At 62.3% G+C, this 18,496-nt stretch carries 22 protein-coding genes; 10 read left to right on the top strand and 12 right to left on the bottom strand.

Annotated elements, in window-relative coordinates; translation table 11 throughout:
• Positions 1–154 precede the first annotated feature (154 nt).
• Complete coding sequence (locus ACYG9V_RS14840; protein WP_352764091.1) at positions 155–1,147, top strand: AraC family transcriptional regulator; 993 nt, start codon at positions 155–157, stop codon at positions 1,145–1,147.
• 23 nt (positions 1,148–1,170) lie between these two features.
• Here ACYG9V_RS14840 and ACYG9V_RS14835 read toward each other — a convergent pair whose 3' ends face one another.
• From ACYG9V_RS14835 to ACYG9V_RS14800, 8 genes are all read right to left on the bottom strand, one after another.
• Positions 1,171–1,782 carry a LysE family translocator gene (locus tag ACYG9V_RS14835; RefSeq protein WP_023671507.1) on the bottom strand — a complete coding sequence of 204 codons (612 nt, stop codon included), beginning with the start codon at positions 1,780–1,782 and terminating at the stop codon, positions 1,171–1,173.
• Positions 1,783–1,851: 69 nt separating this feature from the next.
• On the bottom strand, positions 1,852–2,232 hold the full coding sequence (locus ACYG9V_RS14830) for a YkgJ family cysteine cluster protein (protein ID WP_023715196.1): 381 nt from the start codon (positions 2,230–2,232) through the stop codon (positions 1,852–1,854).
• A 4-nt stretch (positions 2,233–2,236) separates the two neighbouring features.
• On the bottom strand, positions 2,237–2,401 hold the full coding sequence (locus tag ACYG9V_RS14825) for a hypothetical protein (RefSeq protein ID WP_023671505.1): 165 nt from the start codon (positions 2,399–2,401) through the stop codon (positions 2,237–2,239).
• A gap of 1 nt (position 2,402) precedes the next feature.
• A complete protein-coding gene (locus ACYG9V_RS14820) occupies positions 2,403–2,810 on the bottom strand; it encodes a hypothetical protein (protein WP_023671504.1) in 408 nt (135 codons plus the stop codon).
• Entirely contained in the window at positions 2,810–3,034 is a 225-nt protein-coding gene (locus tag ACYG9V_RS14815) for a hypothetical protein (protein WP_023671503.1), read from the bottom strand. Before ACYG9V_RS14815 ends, ACYG9V_RS14820 begins: the two co-directional genes overlap by 1 nt.
• Before the next feature lie 295 nt (positions 3,035–3,329).
• Positions 3,330–3,539, bottom strand: coding sequence for a cold-shock protein (locus tag ACYG9V_RS14810; RefSeq protein ID WP_023671502.1), 210 nt, complete (start codon positions 3,537–3,539; stop codon positions 3,330–3,332).
• 465 nt (positions 3,540–4,004) lie between these two features.
• Entirely contained in the window at positions 4,005–4,334 is a 330-nt protein-coding gene (locus ACYG9V_RS14805; RefSeq protein WP_352764090.1) for a YciI family protein, read from the bottom strand.
• A gap of 30 nt (positions 4,335–4,364) precedes the next feature.
• Positions 4,365–5,033: a glutathione S-transferase family protein gene (locus tag ACYG9V_RS14800; RefSeq protein ID WP_352764088.1), complete on the bottom strand. Its 669-nt coding sequence runs from the start codon at positions 5,031–5,033 to the stop codon at positions 4,365–4,367.
• Between the two features lie 173 nt (positions 5,034–5,206).
• Between ACYG9V_RS14800 and ACYG9V_RS14795 the strand changes: the two genes are divergently transcribed.
• Entirely contained in the window at positions 5,207–5,386 is a 180-nt protein-coding gene (locus ACYG9V_RS14795) for a CsbD family protein (RefSeq protein WP_023671498.1), read from the top strand.
• A gap of 50 nt (positions 5,387–5,436) precedes the next feature.
• Here ACYG9V_RS14795 and ACYG9V_RS14790 read toward each other — a convergent pair whose 3' ends face one another.
• On the bottom strand, positions 5,437–6,561 hold the full coding sequence (locus ACYG9V_RS14790; protein ID WP_352764087.1) for a metallophosphoesterase: 1,125 nt from the start codon (positions 6,559–6,561) through the stop codon (positions 5,437–5,439).
• A 132-nt stretch (positions 6,562–6,693) separates the two neighbouring features.
• Between ACYG9V_RS14790 and ACYG9V_RS14785 the strand changes: the two genes are divergently transcribed.
• Complete coding sequence (locus ACYG9V_RS14785) at positions 6,694–7,287, top strand: hypothetical protein (protein WP_352764085.1); 594 nt, start codon at positions 6,694–6,696, stop codon at positions 7,285–7,287.
• Between the two features lie 18 nt (positions 7,288–7,305).
• Here ACYG9V_RS14785 and ACYG9V_RS14780 read toward each other — a convergent pair whose 3' ends face one another.
• The gene (locus tag ACYG9V_RS14780; RefSeq protein WP_352764083.1) at positions 7,306–7,992 is read right to left on the bottom strand and encodes a TetR/AcrR family transcriptional regulator; all 687 of its coding nucleotides are present in this window, start codon (positions 7,990–7,992) and stop codon (positions 7,306–7,308) included.
• Positions 7,993–8,077: 85 nt separating this feature from the next.
• Here ACYG9V_RS14780 and ACYG9V_RS14775 point away from each other — a divergent pair, with 85 nt between their 5' ends.
• The 6 genes from ACYG9V_RS14775 to ACYG9V_RS14750 all read left to right on the top strand — a co-directional run bounded on the left by ACYG9V_RS14775 (position 8,078) and on the right by ACYG9V_RS14750 (position 14,027).
• Positions 8,078–8,839 (top strand): NIPSNAP family protein, encoded by a 762-nt coding sequence (locus ACYG9V_RS14775; protein WP_352519820.1) that lies wholly within the window; start codon positions 8,078–8,080, stop codon positions 8,837–8,839.
• A gap of 128 nt (positions 8,840–8,967) precedes the next feature.
• Positions 8,968–9,729, top strand: coding sequence for an SDR family NAD(P)-dependent oxidoreductase (locus tag ACYG9V_RS14770; protein ID WP_352764081.1), 762 nt, complete (start codon positions 8,968–8,970; stop codon positions 9,727–9,729).
• Between the two features lie 103 nt (positions 9,730–9,832).
• On the top strand, positions 9,833–10,819 hold the full coding sequence (locus tag ACYG9V_RS14765; protein ID WP_023715187.1) for a glycosyltransferase family 10 domain-containing protein: 987 nt from the start codon (positions 9,833–9,835) through the stop codon (positions 10,817–10,819).
• Positions 10,820–11,405: 586 nt separating this feature from the next.
• Positions 11,406–12,803, top strand: coding sequence for a class II fumarate hydratase (gene fumC, locus ACYG9V_RS14760; protein WP_023697720.1), 1,398 nt, complete (start codon positions 11,406–11,408; stop codon positions 12,801–12,803).
• 254 nt (positions 12,804–13,057) lie between these two features.
• Complete coding sequence (locus tag ACYG9V_RS14755) at positions 13,058–13,480, top strand: DoxX family protein (protein WP_023697721.1); 423 nt, start codon at positions 13,058–13,060, stop codon at positions 13,478–13,480.
• Positions 13,481–13,619: 139 nt separating this feature from the next.
• The gene (locus ACYG9V_RS14750) at positions 13,620–14,027 is read left to right on the top strand and encodes a DoxX family protein (protein ID WP_023734272.1); all 408 of its coding nucleotides are present in this window, start codon (positions 13,620–13,622) and stop codon (positions 14,025–14,027) included.
• Between the two features lie 256 nt (positions 14,028–14,283).
• Here the strand turns inward: ACYG9V_RS14750 and ppx are convergent, their stop codons facing one another.
• The gene (gene ppx / locus ACYG9V_RS14745; RefSeq protein ID WP_023697723.1) at positions 14,284–15,816 is read right to left on the bottom strand and encodes an exopolyphosphatase; all 1,533 of its coding nucleotides are present in this window, start codon (positions 15,814–15,816) and stop codon (positions 14,284–14,286) included.
• Entirely contained in the window at positions 15,816–18,008 is a 2,193-nt protein-coding gene (locus ACYG9V_RS14740; RefSeq protein WP_023689905.1) for an RNA degradosome polyphosphate kinase, read from the bottom strand. Before ACYG9V_RS14740 ends, ppx begins: the two co-directional genes overlap by 1 nt.
• A 234-nt stretch (positions 18,009–18,242) precedes the next feature.
• On the opposite strand from ACYG9V_RS14740, the gene ACYG9V_RS14735 reads away from it, so the two are divergent.
• Entirely contained in the window at positions 18,243–18,488 is a 246-nt protein-coding gene (locus ACYG9V_RS14735) for a zinc-finger domain-containing protein (protein ID WP_023705697.1), read from the top strand.
• Positions 18,489–18,496: the final 8 nt, after the last annotated feature.

Below are 18,496 nucleotides of genomic sequence, written 5' to 3'. Positions count from 1 at the left end.
CACTCAGCGCCCACTCTCGGCAGCGCTTGAGCACCGGTGCAGGTTTAGGAGTTCTGGCCGCGAACTGAATGATACGGCGTCCGCCTCGCTTGACAGCGCGTCCGGAACTCGAAAGGGATGGCTGACCGGCTAGCCGGGTGCGGGACGAAACGGAATGGCCGGGGATGCTCTGTCTGACCTGTTGAGGACGGTACGCCTTACCGGCGCGACGTTTTTTGACATTGAGGGCCACGAGCCGTGGGCCGTCTGCTCGCCGGCGCCATCGTCCATCCTGCCGAAGATCCTGCCCGGTGCGGACCATCTGATCTCCTACCATGTGGTAACGGCCGGTCGCTGCTTCGCGCGCATCGTCGGCCAGGAAGCGATCGCGCTGGAGGCCGGCGAAGTCGTCGTCTTCACCAGGAGCGACCCGCATATTATGTCCAGCAATCCGGCGTTGCGCGCCGATCCGCCGACAGCCGACGTTCTCGACATCGCAACAGCCGGCCGGATGCCGTTTTACATCAACTGCGCCGGCGACGGCGCGACCTCGGCCAGGCTGGTTTGCGGCTATCTCGCCTGTGATGCACAGCCTTTCAATCCACTGCTCGAGGCTTTGCCGCCGGTGATCAAGGCCGCAGATGCCAAAGGCGATGGCGGCTGGCTCAGCCAGTTCATCAACCTGGCTGTCACGGAGGTGGCGCAAAAGCGCGCAGGCAGTGAAACGGTGCTCACCAAACTGAGCGAACTGATGTTTGTCGACGTGTTGCGCCGTTACTTGGAATCGCTGCCGCCACAAACCACGGGATGGCTGGCTGGCCTGCGCGATCCGCACCTGGCGAGGGCACTGGCGCTGATCCACGACCGGCCGGCGCATAACTGGACGGTGGAGGCGCTGGCGAAGGACTCCGCGCTGTCGCGCAGCGTGCTCGCCGAACGCTTCACCAGGCTGGTCGGCATGCCGCCAATGCATTATCTCGCCAAATGGCGCATGCAGATCGCCTCGGAGCTGCTCAGCGCCGGCTCCAGCAACATGGCCAGCATCGCCGCTGAAATCGGCTACGAATCCGAGGCAGCGTTCAGCCGCGCCTTCAAGAAGATGATCGGCCTTCCGCCCTCGGCCTGGCGTTTAGGCATCCGGACCGGATCCGGAACCGACGAAGAGTAGGCCGAGGCCTGGCAGCTCCTGTTCTATCGATCAGCCAGCGCCAGCTTGGCGCCAAGCATGACAAAGGCGCCGGCGAAGGTGCGGCGCATCCAGGTCAGCACCATCGGCCGCGACACGACATGGCTGCGGATCGAGGCCGCAAAGATGCCGTAAGCGACGAAGACGACGAAGGTCAGTAGCATGAAGACGCTCGAGAGTTCGAGCATCTTGGCAAATGCGTTCGGTTCGGTCGTGCTGACGAATTGCGGCAGGAAGGCAAAGAAGAAGATCGACAGCTTCGGGTTCAGGATGTTGATCAGGATACCGGAGGTGATGACCTTGGCTGCCGAGCGGGGTGCCGCGTTTTCATCGACGCTCAGGCCGCCCTTCTCGTTCAGCGTGTTCCAGGCCATGTAGAGGAGATAGGCGACGCCGAGATATTTCAGCGTCTCGAAGGCGACAGCACTTGTGTGCAGCAGCGCCGCCAAGCCGGTGATGGCGGCGGCCATATGCGGGATGATGCCAAGCGTGCAGCCGAATGCAGCAGTGATCGAGGCGCGCGCGCCTCGCGAAAGCCCGGCGCTCAGCGTGTAGAGAACGCCGGTGCCGGGCGAAGCCACGACGATCAGCGACGTCAACAGGAATTCGATGCTCATGGTTCCTCCAACGCCCTGCCCGTAGTGGAAGCTATCGGGGGATGTGGGATGAGGCAAGGTGGGCGTCGGCTAGATCGTTGGCATCCCGTGCGCCTTGCGCGCCATCAGGCAATCGTCGCCGCCAGGCATGCAGGCGTGGCAGACGTCCGGGCGGATCTCGTAGATGCCGCAGGCCGTGTGCTTGCCGATCTCGCCCGTAAGCGCCGAACAGCGCACGCCCTCGCAGCGCATGCCGGACAGGTCGGCGGACACGAACTTTTCCGGAATCCGGTCAAGTTGCGCATCGTCCTCGGTCGAGAAGCGCGGCCATTCGGCCGAGTAGGAGCAGCAGGCGCCGCAGCTCTGGCAATCGAAAACCGGCTGGTCGTCCTGTTTTGACGACCGGATATCCCTGGCGGCCAACGCGACCAGTCCAGGCGCTGCGAGATTGCGATCGGCTTGGTGCGGCAAGGCGCTATTTCTTCTTGCCTGCCTTGCCCTTGGGCGTGGCGGCTGGCGCCTCGAACAGATCGGTCGCCGACGGTTCGGCGGCCTTCGGCGCGGCAGCGGGCTTGGCCTGCTTTGCAGTGGCAGCAGCCGGCGCTGCCGGCTGGTCCTTGGTGGAAAACTTTATGGCCATGTCAGTCCTCGTCGGAAAAGCGGGATGATGGTGCGCGCGGATTGCGCAAGCGGCCGATCAGCGCCGAGACCGCTGTGATGTTCATTTCCTCGGGCGACCAGTTCCTCGCCTCGGCAATGTGGTGCGCCGCCAGTTCGCGATGCGTGCTGCCGCTATAGGCGGCATCCTGGTAGGTCACGCGCTCCTGGGTCTTTTTGTCCTCGCGGACATATTCGACCAGATAGTTCGGGGCTTCGGCACGGCCGCGCACGCCGACGCGCACCTGGGCATCGCCATGCGCGCGCTTGCAGCGCTCGAGCTTTTCCAGCACACGGCGGACATATTCGACCGGCTTATCCAGGCCCGGGACCATGGACGCTATGGTCGCATCGGCATCGATCGGCGTCGGCGGTACGCGCTTGGTGGCCATCAGCGTTTGCCTGCCCGCTTCGGCAGCGCCGCAAGGGCTGCGGCCGCTGCCATGTCGTCGGCTTCCTTTTCCTTGCGCAGTTCGCGCAAGCGCGCGGTCTTGGCTTCGCGCGCCTCGCTGACGGCATCACGCTCGGACAGGATGCGGTTGAGTGACATCGACTGGGTTTGCGTCTTGCTGAACAGCGAGCCGGCCTGGTCGGCGGTCTTGGATTGAGTGGTCAAAACTTTTTCTCCTGTCGGGAGCCTGGTGCCGATAGAGCGAGAGCGGTCTTCGATTACGACCAAAGCAATACGGCAGCGGGGCAGTATGGGCGGTTCAGATTGCTGGAGCGTCCCTTAGCACGTTCCGGCCGGCGTGCGGCGCACTTTTAGCGGCACGACGCACAAAATGAAAAAGGCCAGGCACCGCCTGACCTTCCATGAAAGCGCCGCGCATCCAGTTGGATGCGCAAGGCGCTCCTTTCAGCCTTTCATCGGTGCCAGTACATCCGTGGTCACCGGAAGGCCGAATTCCTTATCAGGCCGCCTTCAACTGGTCGGCGGACATCTTGCCCGACTTGTTGTCGCGGGTCATCTCGTAGCCGAGCTTCTGACCCTCGACGATGTCACGCATGCCGGCGCGCTCTACGGCCGAGATGTGGACGAAAACGTCGGCGGAGCCGTCGTCAGGCTGAATAAAACCAAAACCTTTGGTGGCGTTGAACCATTTCACTGTGCCGGTGGCCATGAAGAACCCTTTCCCTGGCAAATATTCGTTCACCATCGTGCGACTGCACAACAGCGTTTTGTCTCGATTTTTGATGGGGAAGTTCGTCAAAGGCGCGCATCATGCGCGGATAACAAAAGTCGGTCAAACAAATATCGACATATTTCTTATAGACTTCTCTTAGCGCCGAGTCAATTTCTGGTTTGGCCACAGCCCAAATTCAACCTGAGGATGCCTGAGGCATAAGCCTCAACTGACGAGGTGGCGGAGCGCAACGCGTTCCCAAAAAATATTCCACGCCCCGGAACCAATCGCAAGCCGGCGCATTTCCGTGGTGTCAACAATTCAGAGAGAAATCTCGGTAATGCTGGCAAAAGGACGCCTCCCGCACATTGAACGGTGCGAGAGGCGTTCTTGTATGTGCCGTTGTCTGACACAATTCCCAAGGGAAAACCGTTTCACACTTTTCCTTAAACTTACGCTCGCCTACAGGATCGCGCTGATCAGCGGCAGGATCTCGTAGCGGAAACCGCGGCCGGAGCTCGACACCGGATCGCCGTCGGTGACCGCTCTTGCCTCGGCTTCGCTGCCGACACGCAGGATCAGCAGACCCCAAGGGCCGGCCGGGTCGGCGACCGGCCCGGCCAGGATCATGGTGCCCTCGGCAAGCTTGCCGCGCAGATATTCGGCATGCCGGCCCATCAACTCCCTCTCCTCCTCCGTCAGGGTGAAGGCGAAGTCCGGCCGAGGCGGGATCAGCCGGCAGTGGAAGATTGTTGGCGCGGTAGTCTCACGCGGTCCATCATTGCTGGCCATCGGTCACTCACCGTGATGTCATTAGTGGTCCTATTCGTCCGGGCCGGGTTCCGGCCAAGTCTCCTTCGCCGCTTCCGCATACCAGTGCCGCATCGCCGGCGTTGCCAACACGGCGTCGACATAGGCGCGCGTGTCGGGCGCCAGTTCGCCGCCATAGGTGTCGAAGCGGGTGACGACAGGTGCATACATGGCATCGGCCGCGGTGAAATGACCGAACAGGAAGGGGCCGCCCTTGCCGTATTGTTCCCGGCACTGGCGCCAGATCGTTTCGATGCGCGCGCGCTGCATTTCGCCTTCGGCGTCGAGCGGCTTGTGGCCCTTCGGCCGACGCAAATTCATCGGCCAGCCATAGCGCACCTCGCGAAAGCCGGAATGCATTTCGGTCGCCACCGAGCGCGCCAAGGCGCGGGCGCCGATATCCTGCGGCCAAAGTTTTTTCTCCGGAAACAGGTCGGCCAGATATTCAAGGATGGCAAGGGTTTCCCAGACGATCCTCCCCACTCCTTTCAACGGTTTGTGATTCAGGATCGGCACCAGGCCGGTCGGCGACACTTTCGCCAGATTGGCAAAAGTCTCGGGCGTGCGCAGGCGCACGAAACCTTCCTCGAACGGGATCTCCAGATGCTTCATCGCCACCCATGGCCTCAACGACCAGGACGAAAAGCACTTGTTGGCGATGATGAGTGTAAATTCAGCCAAGGCGGTCTCCCCAAAATTTCGTCACACTAGTCACACGATACGACGCGGCAAAGCGTTTCGGCGACCATATAAGCGACCATATGCGACGATGATCGGCCGCCCAGGGAACCTAAGCCAAGCCGGCCCGTTTGCCTCCTGCGAAGGAATCCCCGGAAACCCCAGGAGATGTAAAGATGGTGAACAAGGATCAGGTTGCCGGCGTGGCCAAGCAGGTCAAGGGCTCGGTCAAGGAGGCCGGCGGCAAGGCGACCGGCAACAGGCAGACCCAGGCCGAAGGCACGGCCGACAAGACCGCCGGCAAGGTGCAGAAGGTCTATGGCGACGTGAAGGACAAGATCAAAAAGGCGCTCTGATTCGATCTTGCAGGCAATGAGGAAGGCGGCTCAAGGCCGCCTTTTTCTTGTCAGAGGCTGAGGCTTTTGCTGAAGGCGCTGGTGAACTTGACCTCGCCGTGGTCGTCGGCCGCCTCGCCCAGCACCACGTCCATGCTGTCCCCGGTTACCCTCACCAGCGCGAAGCCACCCATATAGGCAGCCTTCGGCTTGAACAGGTCGAGGCCATCGCTGTTGTAGATCATCGGCACTTCGTGCTGATGGCCATGGAAGATGGCGATGACATTGTAGCCCTTCAGCGCCGCCAGCATCGCCTGGCGGTCGGCCTCGCTCCACCAATGCGGCGCGCCTGCGCCGTCATCGTCATAGGTGCGCTTGGCCGGGTCCCAGCGCTCGACCGAGAAAGTGTCCCAGCCATAGTGCTGGAACAGGATGACGGGACGGCCATCCGCCGCGTAGGTCGCCAGATCCTGCTTCAGCCACGGCAGGCTGCTCACCGCGCCGTGGCCGGTGTCGCCGGCAAAGCGGTGGGTCTGGACGAGATGCAGGCCGCCCCAGTCCCAGGAATAGCAGTCGGTGTCGACATCGTATTCGGTGGCCGGCACCGCCGGCTTGAAGAACACGCCGGGGCGGTGGTTGACCTCGACATAGTCGCGCAATTCGCGCCGATACCAGTCGACATGGGGCGGCGAGCCGTTCTGGTCGAGATCGTGGTTGCCGAGGCCGACATAGACCGGCATGTGCACGCGGTCCGGGCCGACGCCTTGTTGATAGCGCTGGCTGAACTGCAACAGTTGCGTGCCTTCGCTGGGCTCGGTGATCTGGCCGCCGCCATCGTCGGTGATGTCGCCGCCGACAATGAGGCCGAGCGGCGCATCGATGCGGCTGCCGGCCGAACGCAGGCGGGTTGCAACGCCATCGATCTCGACTGGCCATTGCCGGCCGGCCAAGCCATTGAGGACAGCGACATTGCGCAACAGCGCGGCATCGGTCTTGCCTTCCTCCAGGCAGTTGGGGCTGAGGCCGCTCGACATGCGGCAGGCATGGACGTCGGCGATGAACAGAAAGGTGGCGTCGATGGGCTGGATGCGCTTGCCGGTCTGGCCAAGCGCGGCGCGCGGCAGCATGCCAGCCATGGCAAGGCCGGCTGCCTGTGCGAGGAAATTGCGACGGGAGAGGACGAGCTTGCGATTCATGACCTGAAATTCAGCACAGCCGGCGCCCCACCGTCCAGTTGCCAGGAATGGCAGGTCGACACGGCACTGTGGCTCTGGCATTTCTTGGGTCATGCTGGCGCGCAGCAAATACAAGCAGAGGGGGAGGATTTCATGAGAGCCTTTTCGATAGGCGTGGTGCTGGCTGGGTTGCTGCCGGCGGCTGCGGTGCATGCCGCTGATTGTGTCGACGCAAAATCGGCCAAGGCCGGCTTCGTTCTGGAAATGCCTGGCGTCCGCAGCGAGTTTCGGCCGGTGGCCGGCGGCATGGTGTCCGTCGCCAACACCTACGAATCGCAATCGCCGCAGACACAGTTCCTGTTTGCCGGCCTGGTCGAAGTGTTTCGCGACAGCGATACCGGACGGATGGCGACGATCCCGTTTTCCGATCTGCGAAAACTGTTTCCACTGAAGACGGGAGCCAAGAGCACGATCGAATTCGTCGAGCTGTCGCCGAACAAGCAGCCGAAGAGCACCAAGACGCTGAGCCTGGTCGTCAAGGGCAAGGAGACGTTCAGTGTCGGCGGCTGCAAATACAACGTGCTGGCCGTCACGGAGACCTTCAAGAACGGCGCCGGCGAAACGCTGGACACATTCACCGCGCTTTATGCGCCCGATCTGCATGCGTCCCTCGCCCGGCGCTACGACGAAGGGACCAGCGCGGAATCGGTGAACGGTTACGAGACGATCAAGCCGCTTTCCGACTAGAACAGCGCAGTTCCGGCCTCAAGGTTTTCCCGGCCGCAGCAGGATCCTGCGACGCCGCTTCGCTCTGCTCGGGAATGGCTGCGTTGAGCTGCCCTGAAGTTCGGCCAGGCAATCGCGCAGCACGCTGGCATCCTGTGCCGCCTTGGCCATCGACATGGCGCCGGAATAGGCGGCGATGGCGAGTGCCGCAAAGCGCTCGGGGTCGGTGCCCTGCTCCCTCCCCGACTGCTGGTCGGCTCGCACCTTGTCGGCAACCGCCTGACGCCATCCGGCAAAGATATCGTCCAGAGCGGCGCGGAAATCCGGGTCAGCGAGCGACAGTTCATGCGCCAGATTGTTGAGCGGACAGCCGCGCACGAAGCCTTGCTGCTCAAGCTCGGTCGCCACCGCCTCGAACACCGCGCGCACGCCTTCGCGCGCCGAGCCTGCCGCCCGTACAGGGTTGATCCAGGTTTCATCGAGGGCCGCTGCCACGCGCTCCTCGATCACCGCCAGAGCGAGCGCCTTCTTCGTCGGGAAATGATGATGCAGCGCGCCGCCGCTGACGCCTGCGGTCGTCATCAGCTCGCCAAGGGCGGATGCATGATAGCCACGCGCCTGGAACGACGCTTCGGCGATATCGAGCACCTTGTTGCGCAGCCCTTCGGGATCGTTGGTGCGTTTTCGCGGCGGCCCTTTCGGAGCCCGAGCAATCTCTGCTGACATTTGCCAACGATAGCAGATTGACAAAACAGGACAACCGGTCTGTTTTATAAACCGGATGATCATCCTGTTTTTTGGAGACGACACAATGACCGTACCCCTGAATGCGCCTGCAGCGGCAAAACTGCTCGCTTCGCCTGTCGTCGAGTTGCGGCAGTACACGCTGAAGCCGGGCCGGCGCGAGACGCTGATCGACATCTTCGACAGTCGGTTCATCGAAGGCCAGGAACACGCCGGCATGACCATCATCGGACAGTTCCGCGACCTCGACCGCCCCGACATGTTCGTCTGGCTGCGCGGCTTCGATGGCATGGAAGCGCGGAAGCAGGCGCTCACCGCCTTCTATGACGGGCCGGTGTGGACGGCGCACCGCGACGCCGCCAATGCGACGATGATCGATTCCGACGATGTGCTGCTCTTGAAGCCGGCATGGCCAGGCGCCGGCTTCGATCTGTCAGGCGCGCAGCGAGGCGCCATGCCGGCGGATGGAAAGTTGAGCGCAGACAATCGCTTGACCGGTGTTGTTGTCATCCAGATTCATCATCTGCGGTCTGGCGCCGAAGCCGATTTCGCCGGCAATTTCGAAACGGACGCCGTTCCGGTCCTTATCGGCGCCGGCGGACGGTTGCTTGGCGCCTTCATCACCGAGCACGCTGAAAACAGCTTTCCCCGCCTGCCGGTGCGCTTGAGCGAAAACGTCTTTATCGCGGTGACGGGTTTCGACAGTCCCGAGGCGCATGCCAGTTACGAAGCCGCAGTTGCCGCTTCGCCCCAATGGCAAGCGGCCGATGTGACGTGGCGGACCGAAACCTTGCGCCTGACGCCGACGTCGCAGTCGCTGCTGCGGTAACCGGATCGGCACGCGGCCAACCGAAGTTCATACTGAGCGATAGGCCGGCGGCTTGACCGCCCTCGCCGATCGGCATTGCCTTCGTGACGCGGGCAACAGCGAGAGCATTCGATGCGACTTGGCCTTCAATGAGACTTTCTGGCAAACGAGCACTGGTGACCGGCGGCTCGGACGGCATCGGCCTGGCGATATCGGAAGCTTTCTTGCGCGAGGGCGCCGACGTGCTGATCGTCGGTCGCGACACCAGCAAGCTCGAGACCGCCCGCGAGACACTTGCGGCGGCGGGCAACGTCGGCACCCAGTCGGCCGATCTCTCGACCTCGTCCGGCATCGATGCCGTGGTCGATCGCGCGAAAGCAACCGGCCCGCTCGACATCCTCGTCAACAATGCCGGCGTCGCTTATCTGGTGCCTTTCGAGACCGTCACCGAGCACCAATTCCAGCAATCCTTCGCGCTCAATGTGACGGCGGCGTTCTTCCTTACCCAGCGGCTGCTGCCGCATCTCGGCGCCAACACCTCCGTCATCAACATCTCGTCCTACTTCGCCGACAAGATGATCCCGAAGCGGCCGTCGAGCCTGTATTCCTTGTCCAAGGGCGCGCTGAATTCGCTGACCAAGTCGCTGGCCTTCGAGCTTGGTCCGCGCGGCATCAGGGTCAATGCGATTGCGCCCGGCACGGTCGACACCGCCATGCGGCGCAAGTCGATCGACAACCTGCCGGCGGCAGCGCAGGCCGAGCTGAAAACCTACGTCGAGCGCAGCTACCCGCTCGGCCGCATCGGCCAGACCAGCGATCTTGCCGGCATCGCCGTCTATCTGGCCAGCGACGAGGCGGCGTGGACCAGCGGCGGCATTTTCGCGATCGATGGCGGGTATACGGCGGGGTGACCGTTTGGACGGCCCTCTGCCTCGAACAAGCGGAGCACTTGACCAAACTTCCGATACCGCGTCTGTCTGCAGATTGAGCAATGCTTCAGACATTCGTGGTGCCATGCCGTCTATCGATCCACTGATCCTCTTCTACACAACGTTCTTCAGCAAACCCGTCGATATCGCGTCGATACAGTGCGAAATGCCCGGGCGGTGGACACTGGACAAACGACGGATTTCCGAGGCCGCGGCAGTGGTCTTCCATATTCCGAACTTTCGCGAAGTTGGCGATGCCTACAAATACCCTGGTCAATATTGGGTCGCCTGGTCGATGGAATGCGGCCAAAACTACAAGCGACTTGCTGACCCCAAAATCATGCGGCACTTCGATATCATCATGACGCATGAATCCCGGTCCGATGTCTGGGTACCCTACCTTCCGCGTGCGGTGTGGTGGAAAGATGCGCTGGCCAGACCAATCGTGCCGAAAACGGAAGAAGCGCCGGTCGCACTCTTCCAGTCGGCCGGCCTGAATTATAGCGGCCGTGTCGATTTGGCGAACGAACTGGCGCGCCACATCAAGATCGATTCTTATGGCCGATATCGCAACAACCGATCGGTCTCTGGCCCCGATCTGGGCTCGAAGACCAAGATCGAAACCATTGCGCGGCACAAATTCTGCCTGGCCATGGAGAACTCGATCGAGGCCGACTATGTCACCGAGAAAATCTATGACGCGTTCATGGCGGGCACGGTGCCGATCTACCTTGGCGCTCCCAATGTGGACGAGTTCGTTCCGGAGCACTCCTTTATTGACGCCAGTGCCTTCGCCAGCGCCAGCGATCTTGCAGCCTATCTCCAGCACCTGATCGCAACGCCGCAAGACTACGAGGCTTATTTCGACTGGCGCTCAAAGCCATTGCCCGACAACCTCGTCAAACGGGTGCAATCATTGGAAACACCCGCGTTCTGCAGACTGATGAGCGTCGTGCGCCAGCGTCTGGAGGCGCGGACAAGCAAGCCTTCCGGACGGCGAACACTTCCGTTCGGCTATAGATCCTATCTCAGGACAAAGCTGCGCCGTTGGAGGAAAAAGGTTCCGAGCTGACGGTCCGCGATCAGGCGCGCTTTCAGCAAAATACGGAGAACAAAGAGCGTCTCTTGCGACGTCGAGACGGCTTCGACCTTGCCGCCATGCATCTTGGAAATCTCCGAGGCTATGTGGAGGCGCTCCCAGGGTGGACTTGAAATTCTCGGCTTCGCGATCCGAAGCTCGATCCGGATGCGATGTCGGATTTTGGTCGGAAACTGAACAGAAGGACAAGTGCATAAGCTACCTCATCGCTGCTGTTGCCAGTGAGACGCCGGCACGGATGGTAGTTTGTGTGGCAGCGTCGCTCGTAGGTAGAGTAGGTAGACATGAATTGCGCATTGCTGATCCTGGGGGAAGTTTGCGTAGAGCAATCCGCCAGCTCGACATGATCTCATCGAGCTAAATCCGCAAGTTTCCGTTCACTTCATGGGATCAAGCCGCACTGAGGAGCAATTTCCTTCACAAGAAAGTGGAGGGTGCAGGATCCCGAAGGCCGGCGCTACCGCTTCAACCGATTTACTGCCTGCCGGCCGCAATCTCTGCTTGAAGGCCATTGTGCAACGCGATACGCCGTTGCCGAATTCGATCGTCGGAGAGACAAGTGACCGCTGCCAGGACCAGAACCGAAACCGACACGTTCGGCCCCATCGAGGTTGCCGCCGACCGTTACTGGGGCGCGCAGGCGCAGCGTTCCCTCGGCAATTTCAGGATAGGCTGGGAAAAGCAGCCGGCCTCGATCGTGCGTGCGCTCGGCATCGTCAAGCGAGCGGCGGCGGAAGCCAATATGGAGTTGAAGCGGCTCGATCCGGCAGTCGGCAAGGCGATCATCGAGGCGGCGCAAGAGGTGATCGACGGCAAGCTGAACGATCATTTCCCGCTGGTCGTCTGGCAGACCGGCTCGGGCACGCAGTCCAACATGAACGCCAACGAGGTGATCTCCAACCGGGCGATCGAACTTCTGGGCGGCGTCATGGGCTCGAAGAAGCCGGTGCACCCTAACGACCACGTCAATATGAGCCAGTCGTCGAACGACACCTACCCGACAGCCATGCACATCGCGTGCGCCGAGCGCATCGTGCACGATCTGCTGCCGGCGCTGAAGCATCTGCACGCGGCGCTCGAGGTCAAGACGAAGGCCTTCGCCCACATCATCAAGATCGGCCGCACCCATACGCAGGACGCGACACCCCTCACGCTGGGCCAGGAATTTTCCGGCTACGCCGCGCAGGTGGCCTCTTCGATCAAGCGCATCGAGATGACGCTGCCCGGCCTGCAGGAACTGGCGCAGGGCGGCACCGCCGTCGGCACCGGCCTCAACGCGCCGGTGGGCTTTGCCGAAACGGTGGCGGCGCGCATCGCCGAAATCACCGGCATCGCCTTCGTCACCGCGCCGAACAAGTTCGAGGCGCTCGCCGCGCATGATTCCATGGTGTTCTCGCATGGCGCCATCAACGCGGCGGCCGCCGCCCTCTTCAAGATCGCCAACGACATCCGCTTCCTCGGCTCCGGCCCGCGCTCGGGCCTCGGCGAACTGTCGCTGCCGGAAAACGAGCCGGGTTCCTCGATCATGCCGGGCAAGGTCAACCCGACCCAATGCGAGGCTCTGACGCAGGTCTGCGTGCAGGTGTTCGGCAACAACGCCTCGCTGACCTTCGCCGGCAGCCAGGGCCATTTCGAGCTCAACGTCTACAACCCGCTGATGGCCTACAACTTCCTGCAGTCGGTGCAGTTGTTGGCCGACGCCTCGATCTCCTTCACCGACAATTGCGTCGTCGGCATCGAGGCTCGCGAAGACAACATCAAAGCCGCGCTCGACCGCTCGCTGATGCTGGTGACCGCGCTGGCGCCGACGATCGGGTACGACAATGCCGCCAAAATCGCCAAGACCGCGCACAAGAAGGGCACCACCTTGCGCGAGGAAGCACTGGCCACTGGGCTGGTCAGCGAGGCAGACTACGACCGGCTGGTGCGGCCGGAGGACATGACGCATCCGGGTTAAGCGATTCCAGGGAAAGTGCCTTGCGTTTCCTCGGGAAGGGCGCAGCCCTCTTCTTGGGGATTGCGTCAACTAGAAATCCGAATTTGTGGCGGGACAATTTGCTCCCGCCGCTGCTGGCCGCGACAAGAATTTTGCGTCGGTCGAACGATCCCGAAATGTACGTCCTGTGAACAATGTGTCGCCGGACTGGCGGCTTTGGTGAACAGTCGGCTTGGTCTATCTGACGGGACATCAACCCTTTTCGGAGAGCCACCATGTCCATCAACACTTCCGCTGCCGGCGCCGGCATCGCGTCCAACAGCTCCACCACCATCCTGCTCGGCCGCATCCTGCTCGCCGCCATCTTCCTGCTTTCCGGCTTCGGCAAGCTCACCGCCATTTCCGGCACCGCCGGCTATTTCGGCGCCATGGGCCTGCCGGTGCCGACCGTAACGGCCATTGTCGTCGGCCTGATCGAATTGCTCGGCGGCCTTGCCGTGCTCGTTGGCTTTCAGACCCGCATCGCCGCCTGGGTGCTCGCGGTCTTCACCATCGCCTCGGCCTTTGTCGCCCATACCGGCTGGGCCGACCAGAACCAGATGATCCATTTCCTGAAGAACGTCGCCATCACCGGCGGCTTCCTGCTGCTGGCTTCCTCAGGCCCTGGCACCTACTCGATCGACGCCAAGCGCGGCTGAGCTTTCCCTTCCCAAGCCTGAAAAAAAGCGGCGTGGAATTTTCCACGCCGCTTTTTCGTTGTCTGCCCAAGCGCACGCTCGACCCATCCCTGCTAGGATCGGTCTCGAAACAGCCGGCGGACAGACATCGGAGATGACCATGCCCCGCGATGCATTGCTTCTGATTTCCCGGCTGCTGCTCGCCGTCCTGCTCGTTCCCTCCGGCTACCACGCGCTCGCCGACATTGCCGGGACGACCGGCTATTTCGCCGGCCTCGGCATGCCATTGCCGACGCTTGCCGCCTGGGGCACCGGGCTGTTCGAGTTGATTGCCGGTCTCTTGATACTGGTCGGCTTTCAGACGCCGGTCGTTGCGATACTTCTTGCCGCTTTCTGCATCGTTGCAGGCTCCATCGGCCACTACGGCCAGGGCGGCGATGACCCGATGCTCACCTTCCTGCACCAGCAGATGCTGATGAAGGATATTGCCATCGCCGGTGGATTCCTGGCGCTAGCCATGGCCGGCGCCGGGGCCTGGTCGATCGACGGGCGCCGCGCCGCGGTCTGATATCGTCAAATATCGTCCCGGTTGAACCATCCGTGCCAATTCGACCCCCACTCCGTCTCGGCTTCGTCGAGCCACCTCTCCCCCGATCGACGGGGTAGAGGAAGTGCGCGAGCCTATTGCCGCCAACGCTTTCCAACGAGGCTCCCTTCCTTTCCCTCCGGAGGGGGAAGGTGGCGGTGCGAAGCAGCGACGGATAGAGGAAGCCGGTCCTCGAACGCGAGGCCGACGACGACATGGTTTTGCTGTCAGGCCGCGCCTACTTCACCGACACGCTCTGCCCACCCTCGACCGCCAGCACCAGCCGGCGGTTGGTGATCCGCGCCAGTTGCGCCAGCCGTCCGGCCGGGCGTTCGCCGTAAAGATCGGAAAGTGAGGCCGGCAGCACCAGCGCCAACGTGCCATTGCCGCGGTTTTCCCATTTCAGCCGCGGCATGACGCCGGGCATGGCCGCAGTCAGCAGATAGACGACGCGCAGCACCGCCGCCAGGATGCGGGCGCGCTCGAGATAGCGCGGCGTCGCCAGGCCGCGGATTTCCGGCGCCGCATCGTTGAACACGCCTTCGTGGCGGAACAGGCCGACCAGCGCCAGGAAGGCACGGCCGGGGTGATCGACGCCAATGAAGGAGGCGTGGGCAATGATGTTGAGCGACTGCTTGCCGCGATATTCCGGGTGCGCGCGCCAGCCTATATCGGCCAGCAGACAGGCAGCGTGGCGATAGCGCGCCTCATCCTCCGTCTCGTCGATGCCGAAGGCGGCAAAGGTCTTGTCCGTCCATTCGACAAGCTCATGCGCATGGGTGACCGAGCGCGACCGCAGCCGCGCCAGTTCCTCCGAAGCGGAGACCAGCGGATCGGCCTTCTGCTCGGCAGGGTCGAGCAGCGAATAGAGAAACCCTTCGCGCACGCCCAATGCCGAGACGATGATCTTCGACGGCTGCATCGCCGCCATGATCTCCTGCAGCACGACCGCGCCATAGGGCAGCAGCGAACGGCGGTTCTTCGACACACCTTCGATGCCCTTGACCTTCTCGATCTCGCCTTTCGCCACCTGCTTCAGGAAATTGGCGGCGCTTTCGACACCGATCTCATAGTGGTGCATGACGCCAAGCGGGTAGTTGGTCATTTCCATGTGCAGCCGGGCAAGGTTTCGCCAGGTGCCGCCAACGGCGTAAAAGGGCCGTCCCAGCCCGCCCTTCAACAATTTGGCGCGCGCCAGTTCGTCGCGGGTGATCTTTGCCGCCTGGGCGAGCGAATTCCTGGCCATGTCCTGCAGCCGCAGGCCACCCAGCGGCAGCGTGATACCGTCGCCGATCGCCTCGCCATTGATGTCGATAAGCTCCAGGCTGCCGCCGCCAAGATCACCGGCAATGCCATTGGCGGGGTGGAAGCCCGAAATGACGCCAAGCGCCGAATAATGCGCCTCCTGCCGGCCAGTGAGCACGCGGATCTCGGTCTTGAGCACATCCTGGGCGCGGTGGATGAAATCGGGGCCGTTGATCGCTTCGCGGGCCGCGGCCGTTGCCAGCACAAACATGTGCTCCGCACCCGCCTGGTCGGAGAGCGCGCGGAAACGGCGGAACTCCTCCATCGAGCGCGTCACCGCCTCCGGGTCGAGCTTGCCGGTCGAAACGATGCCGCGGCCGAGGCCGGCCAGCATCTTTTCGTTGAACAGCAAGGTCGGCGAGCGCGCCAACCCTTCATAGACGACAAGGCGGATCGAGTTCGAGCCGATGTCGATAATGGACAGCGGCCGGCGATCCTGCAGCCGGCCTTGGGACGTTGAAATCATCAGCCGGTGTTCTTCTTGCGACGCTTGAACTGCGCGATGCGCTTGGGCGCATGCGACTTCAGCGCGTCACCCCGTCCCGACAGGCTCGGATTGGTCATGAAATATTCCTGCGCGTTGAACGGTTCCTCACCCTCCTCCAGCACGACGCGCCGGGAGGTTCCGTCAGCCAATACGTCGAAACTTTGCTGGTTGTCCATGATGTTGCCCAGCATGATCTGGCCAAGGATCTGTTCATGCACCGTCGGATTGGTGATCGGCACCATGGTCTCGACACGGCGGTCGAGATTGCGTGGCATCAAGTCGGCCGAGGCGATGTAGACGATCGCCTCGTCCGACGGCAGGCCATGGCCGTTGCCGAAGCAATAGATGCGGCTGTGTTCGAGGAAGCGGCCGACGATCGACTTGACCCTGATGTTTTCCGACAGGCCGGGCACCTGCGGCCGCAGGCAGCAGATGCCGCGCACGACGAGATCGATCTCGACGCCGGCACGGCTGGCGTCATAGAGCGCGTCGATGATGTTGGGATCGACGAGCGCGTTCATCTTCATCCAGATGCGCGCCGGACGGCCAGCCAGCGCGTGGGCGACCTCGTCGGCAATGTGCTTGAGGATACGGCTGCGCAGCGTAAACGGCGAGATGGCGATCCGCATCTCATCGGTCGGCTCGGCATAGCCGGTGATGAAGTTGAACAGCTGGGCGACATCGCGCGCGATCGTCGGATCGGTGGTGAAGAAGGACAGGTCGGTGTAAATGCGCGCTGTCACCGGATGGTAGTTGCCGGTGCCGAGATGCACATAGTTACGCAGCTTGCCGTCCTCGCGCCGCACCACCAGCGACATTTTCGCATGGGTTTTGAGTTCAAGGAAGCCGAACACGACCTGGACGCCGGCGCGTTCGAGGTCGCGCGCCCAGCGGATGTTGGCTTCCTCGTCGAAGCGCGCCTTGAGCTCGACCAGGGCGGTTACCGACTTGCCGGCCTCGGCCGCGTCGACCAAGGCGCGCACGATCGGGCTGTCGTTGGAGGTGCGGTAGAGCGTCTGCTTGATCGCCACCACCTCCGGGTCGGCCATCGCCTGGCGCAGGAATTGGACCACCACGTCAAAGGATTCATAGGGGTGGTGGACGACGATGTCCTTCTCGCGAATGGCCGCGAAACAGTCGCCGCCATGCTCGCGGATGCGCTCGGGAAAGCGTGGATTGTAGGGGGTGAACTTCAGGTCGTCGCGTGGCACGGCGACGATCTCGGAAATCTGGCTGAGCGCCAGCGGGCCGGTCAGAACGCTGATGCGGCTCGAAGAGACGCCAAGCTCGCCGGCGACGAACTCGCGCAATTCGCCGGGCATCGACTTGTCGAATTCGATGCGGATGACCGAACCGCGGCGGCGCCGCTTCAGCGCCGTCTCGAACAGGCGCACGAGATCTTCCGACTCTTCCTCGACCTCGATATCGCTGTCCCGGATGATGCGGAAGGTGCCGGAACCCTTGACCTCATAGCCGGGGAACAGCTTGCCGATATAGAGGCCGACAGCCTCCTCCAGTGGAATGAAGCGAACGTGCTGCTTGCGGTCGGGCAGGCGGATGAAGCGCTTCAGCGCCACCGGCAGGCGCAGAAGCGCGCTCATCTCCTCGCCATTCTTGCGGTGGCGCAATTGCAGCGCCATCGAGAAGCCGAGATTGGGAATGAACGGAAACGGATGCGCCGGGTCGATCGACAGTGGAGTCAGGACCGGGAAGACCTGGTCCTGGAAATGGTCTTCCAGCCAGACTTTCTCATCCTTGGTCAGTGCATCGCGGGTGATGCTCTCAATGCCTTCCTTGTTGAGCAGCAGCATCAGCGCCGAAAGGCTGTTCTGCTGGTCCTCCTGCAGCCGCTCGACCTCGCGCAGCAATTGTTCCAGCTGCTGCTCCGGCGTGCGGCCGTCGGGGCTCTTGAGCGCAATGCCTTCGCGCACCTGGCCGGCAAGGCCGGCGACGCGGACCATGAAGAATTCGTCGAGATTGGCGGCTGAAATCGACAGGAAACGGACGCGTTCGAGCAGCGGATGGTGCTGGTTCTGGGATTCCTCGAGCACACGCCGGTTGAACTGCAGCCAGGAGAACTCACGGTTGACGAACCGATCGGGGTTGCCGCCCTCGGGGCTCGCCACCTCGACATTGATGAATTCGCTCTGCACCGGCTTCAGTTCGTTCATGGTTCCTGCTCTTCCCCCGCCAACCGTCCCTTGGAGCGCCGCTGGACGTGCCATGCCTCTAACACGCTTTTGTGGCGCATGACCCTTCGGCGAAAACCGTTCCGATTTCAGGGACATGCACTTAACCGGCTCAACGTATCCTCTGACAGGCTTTTGCGACAGTTTCATTTCATCGATCTTGCAAACAGGCCTGTTATGTTCCAGATGCTTTTCGACGAGATCAAGGAGACGACGATGGCAGGCGGTTCCATTCCCCATTTCCAGAACGATGCGGGCCATCCGGCAATCGACATCGGCGTCAAGGAATTCATGTGCACCGGCGCCAACCCGCCCTTCGACCACCCGCATGTGTTCCTCGACATGGGCGACGACAATGAAAAGGTCTGTCCCTACTGCTCGACGCTCTACCGCTATTCGGCGAAGCTGAGGGCGACGGAAACGCTGCCGGCTGGTTGCCTTTATATCGACCAGGCCGCCTGATCCTTCCG

This window comes from Mesorhizobium sp. W016 (genome assembly GCF_054719485.1).
This window is presented reverse-complemented; position numbering and strand designations above follow the sequence as displayed.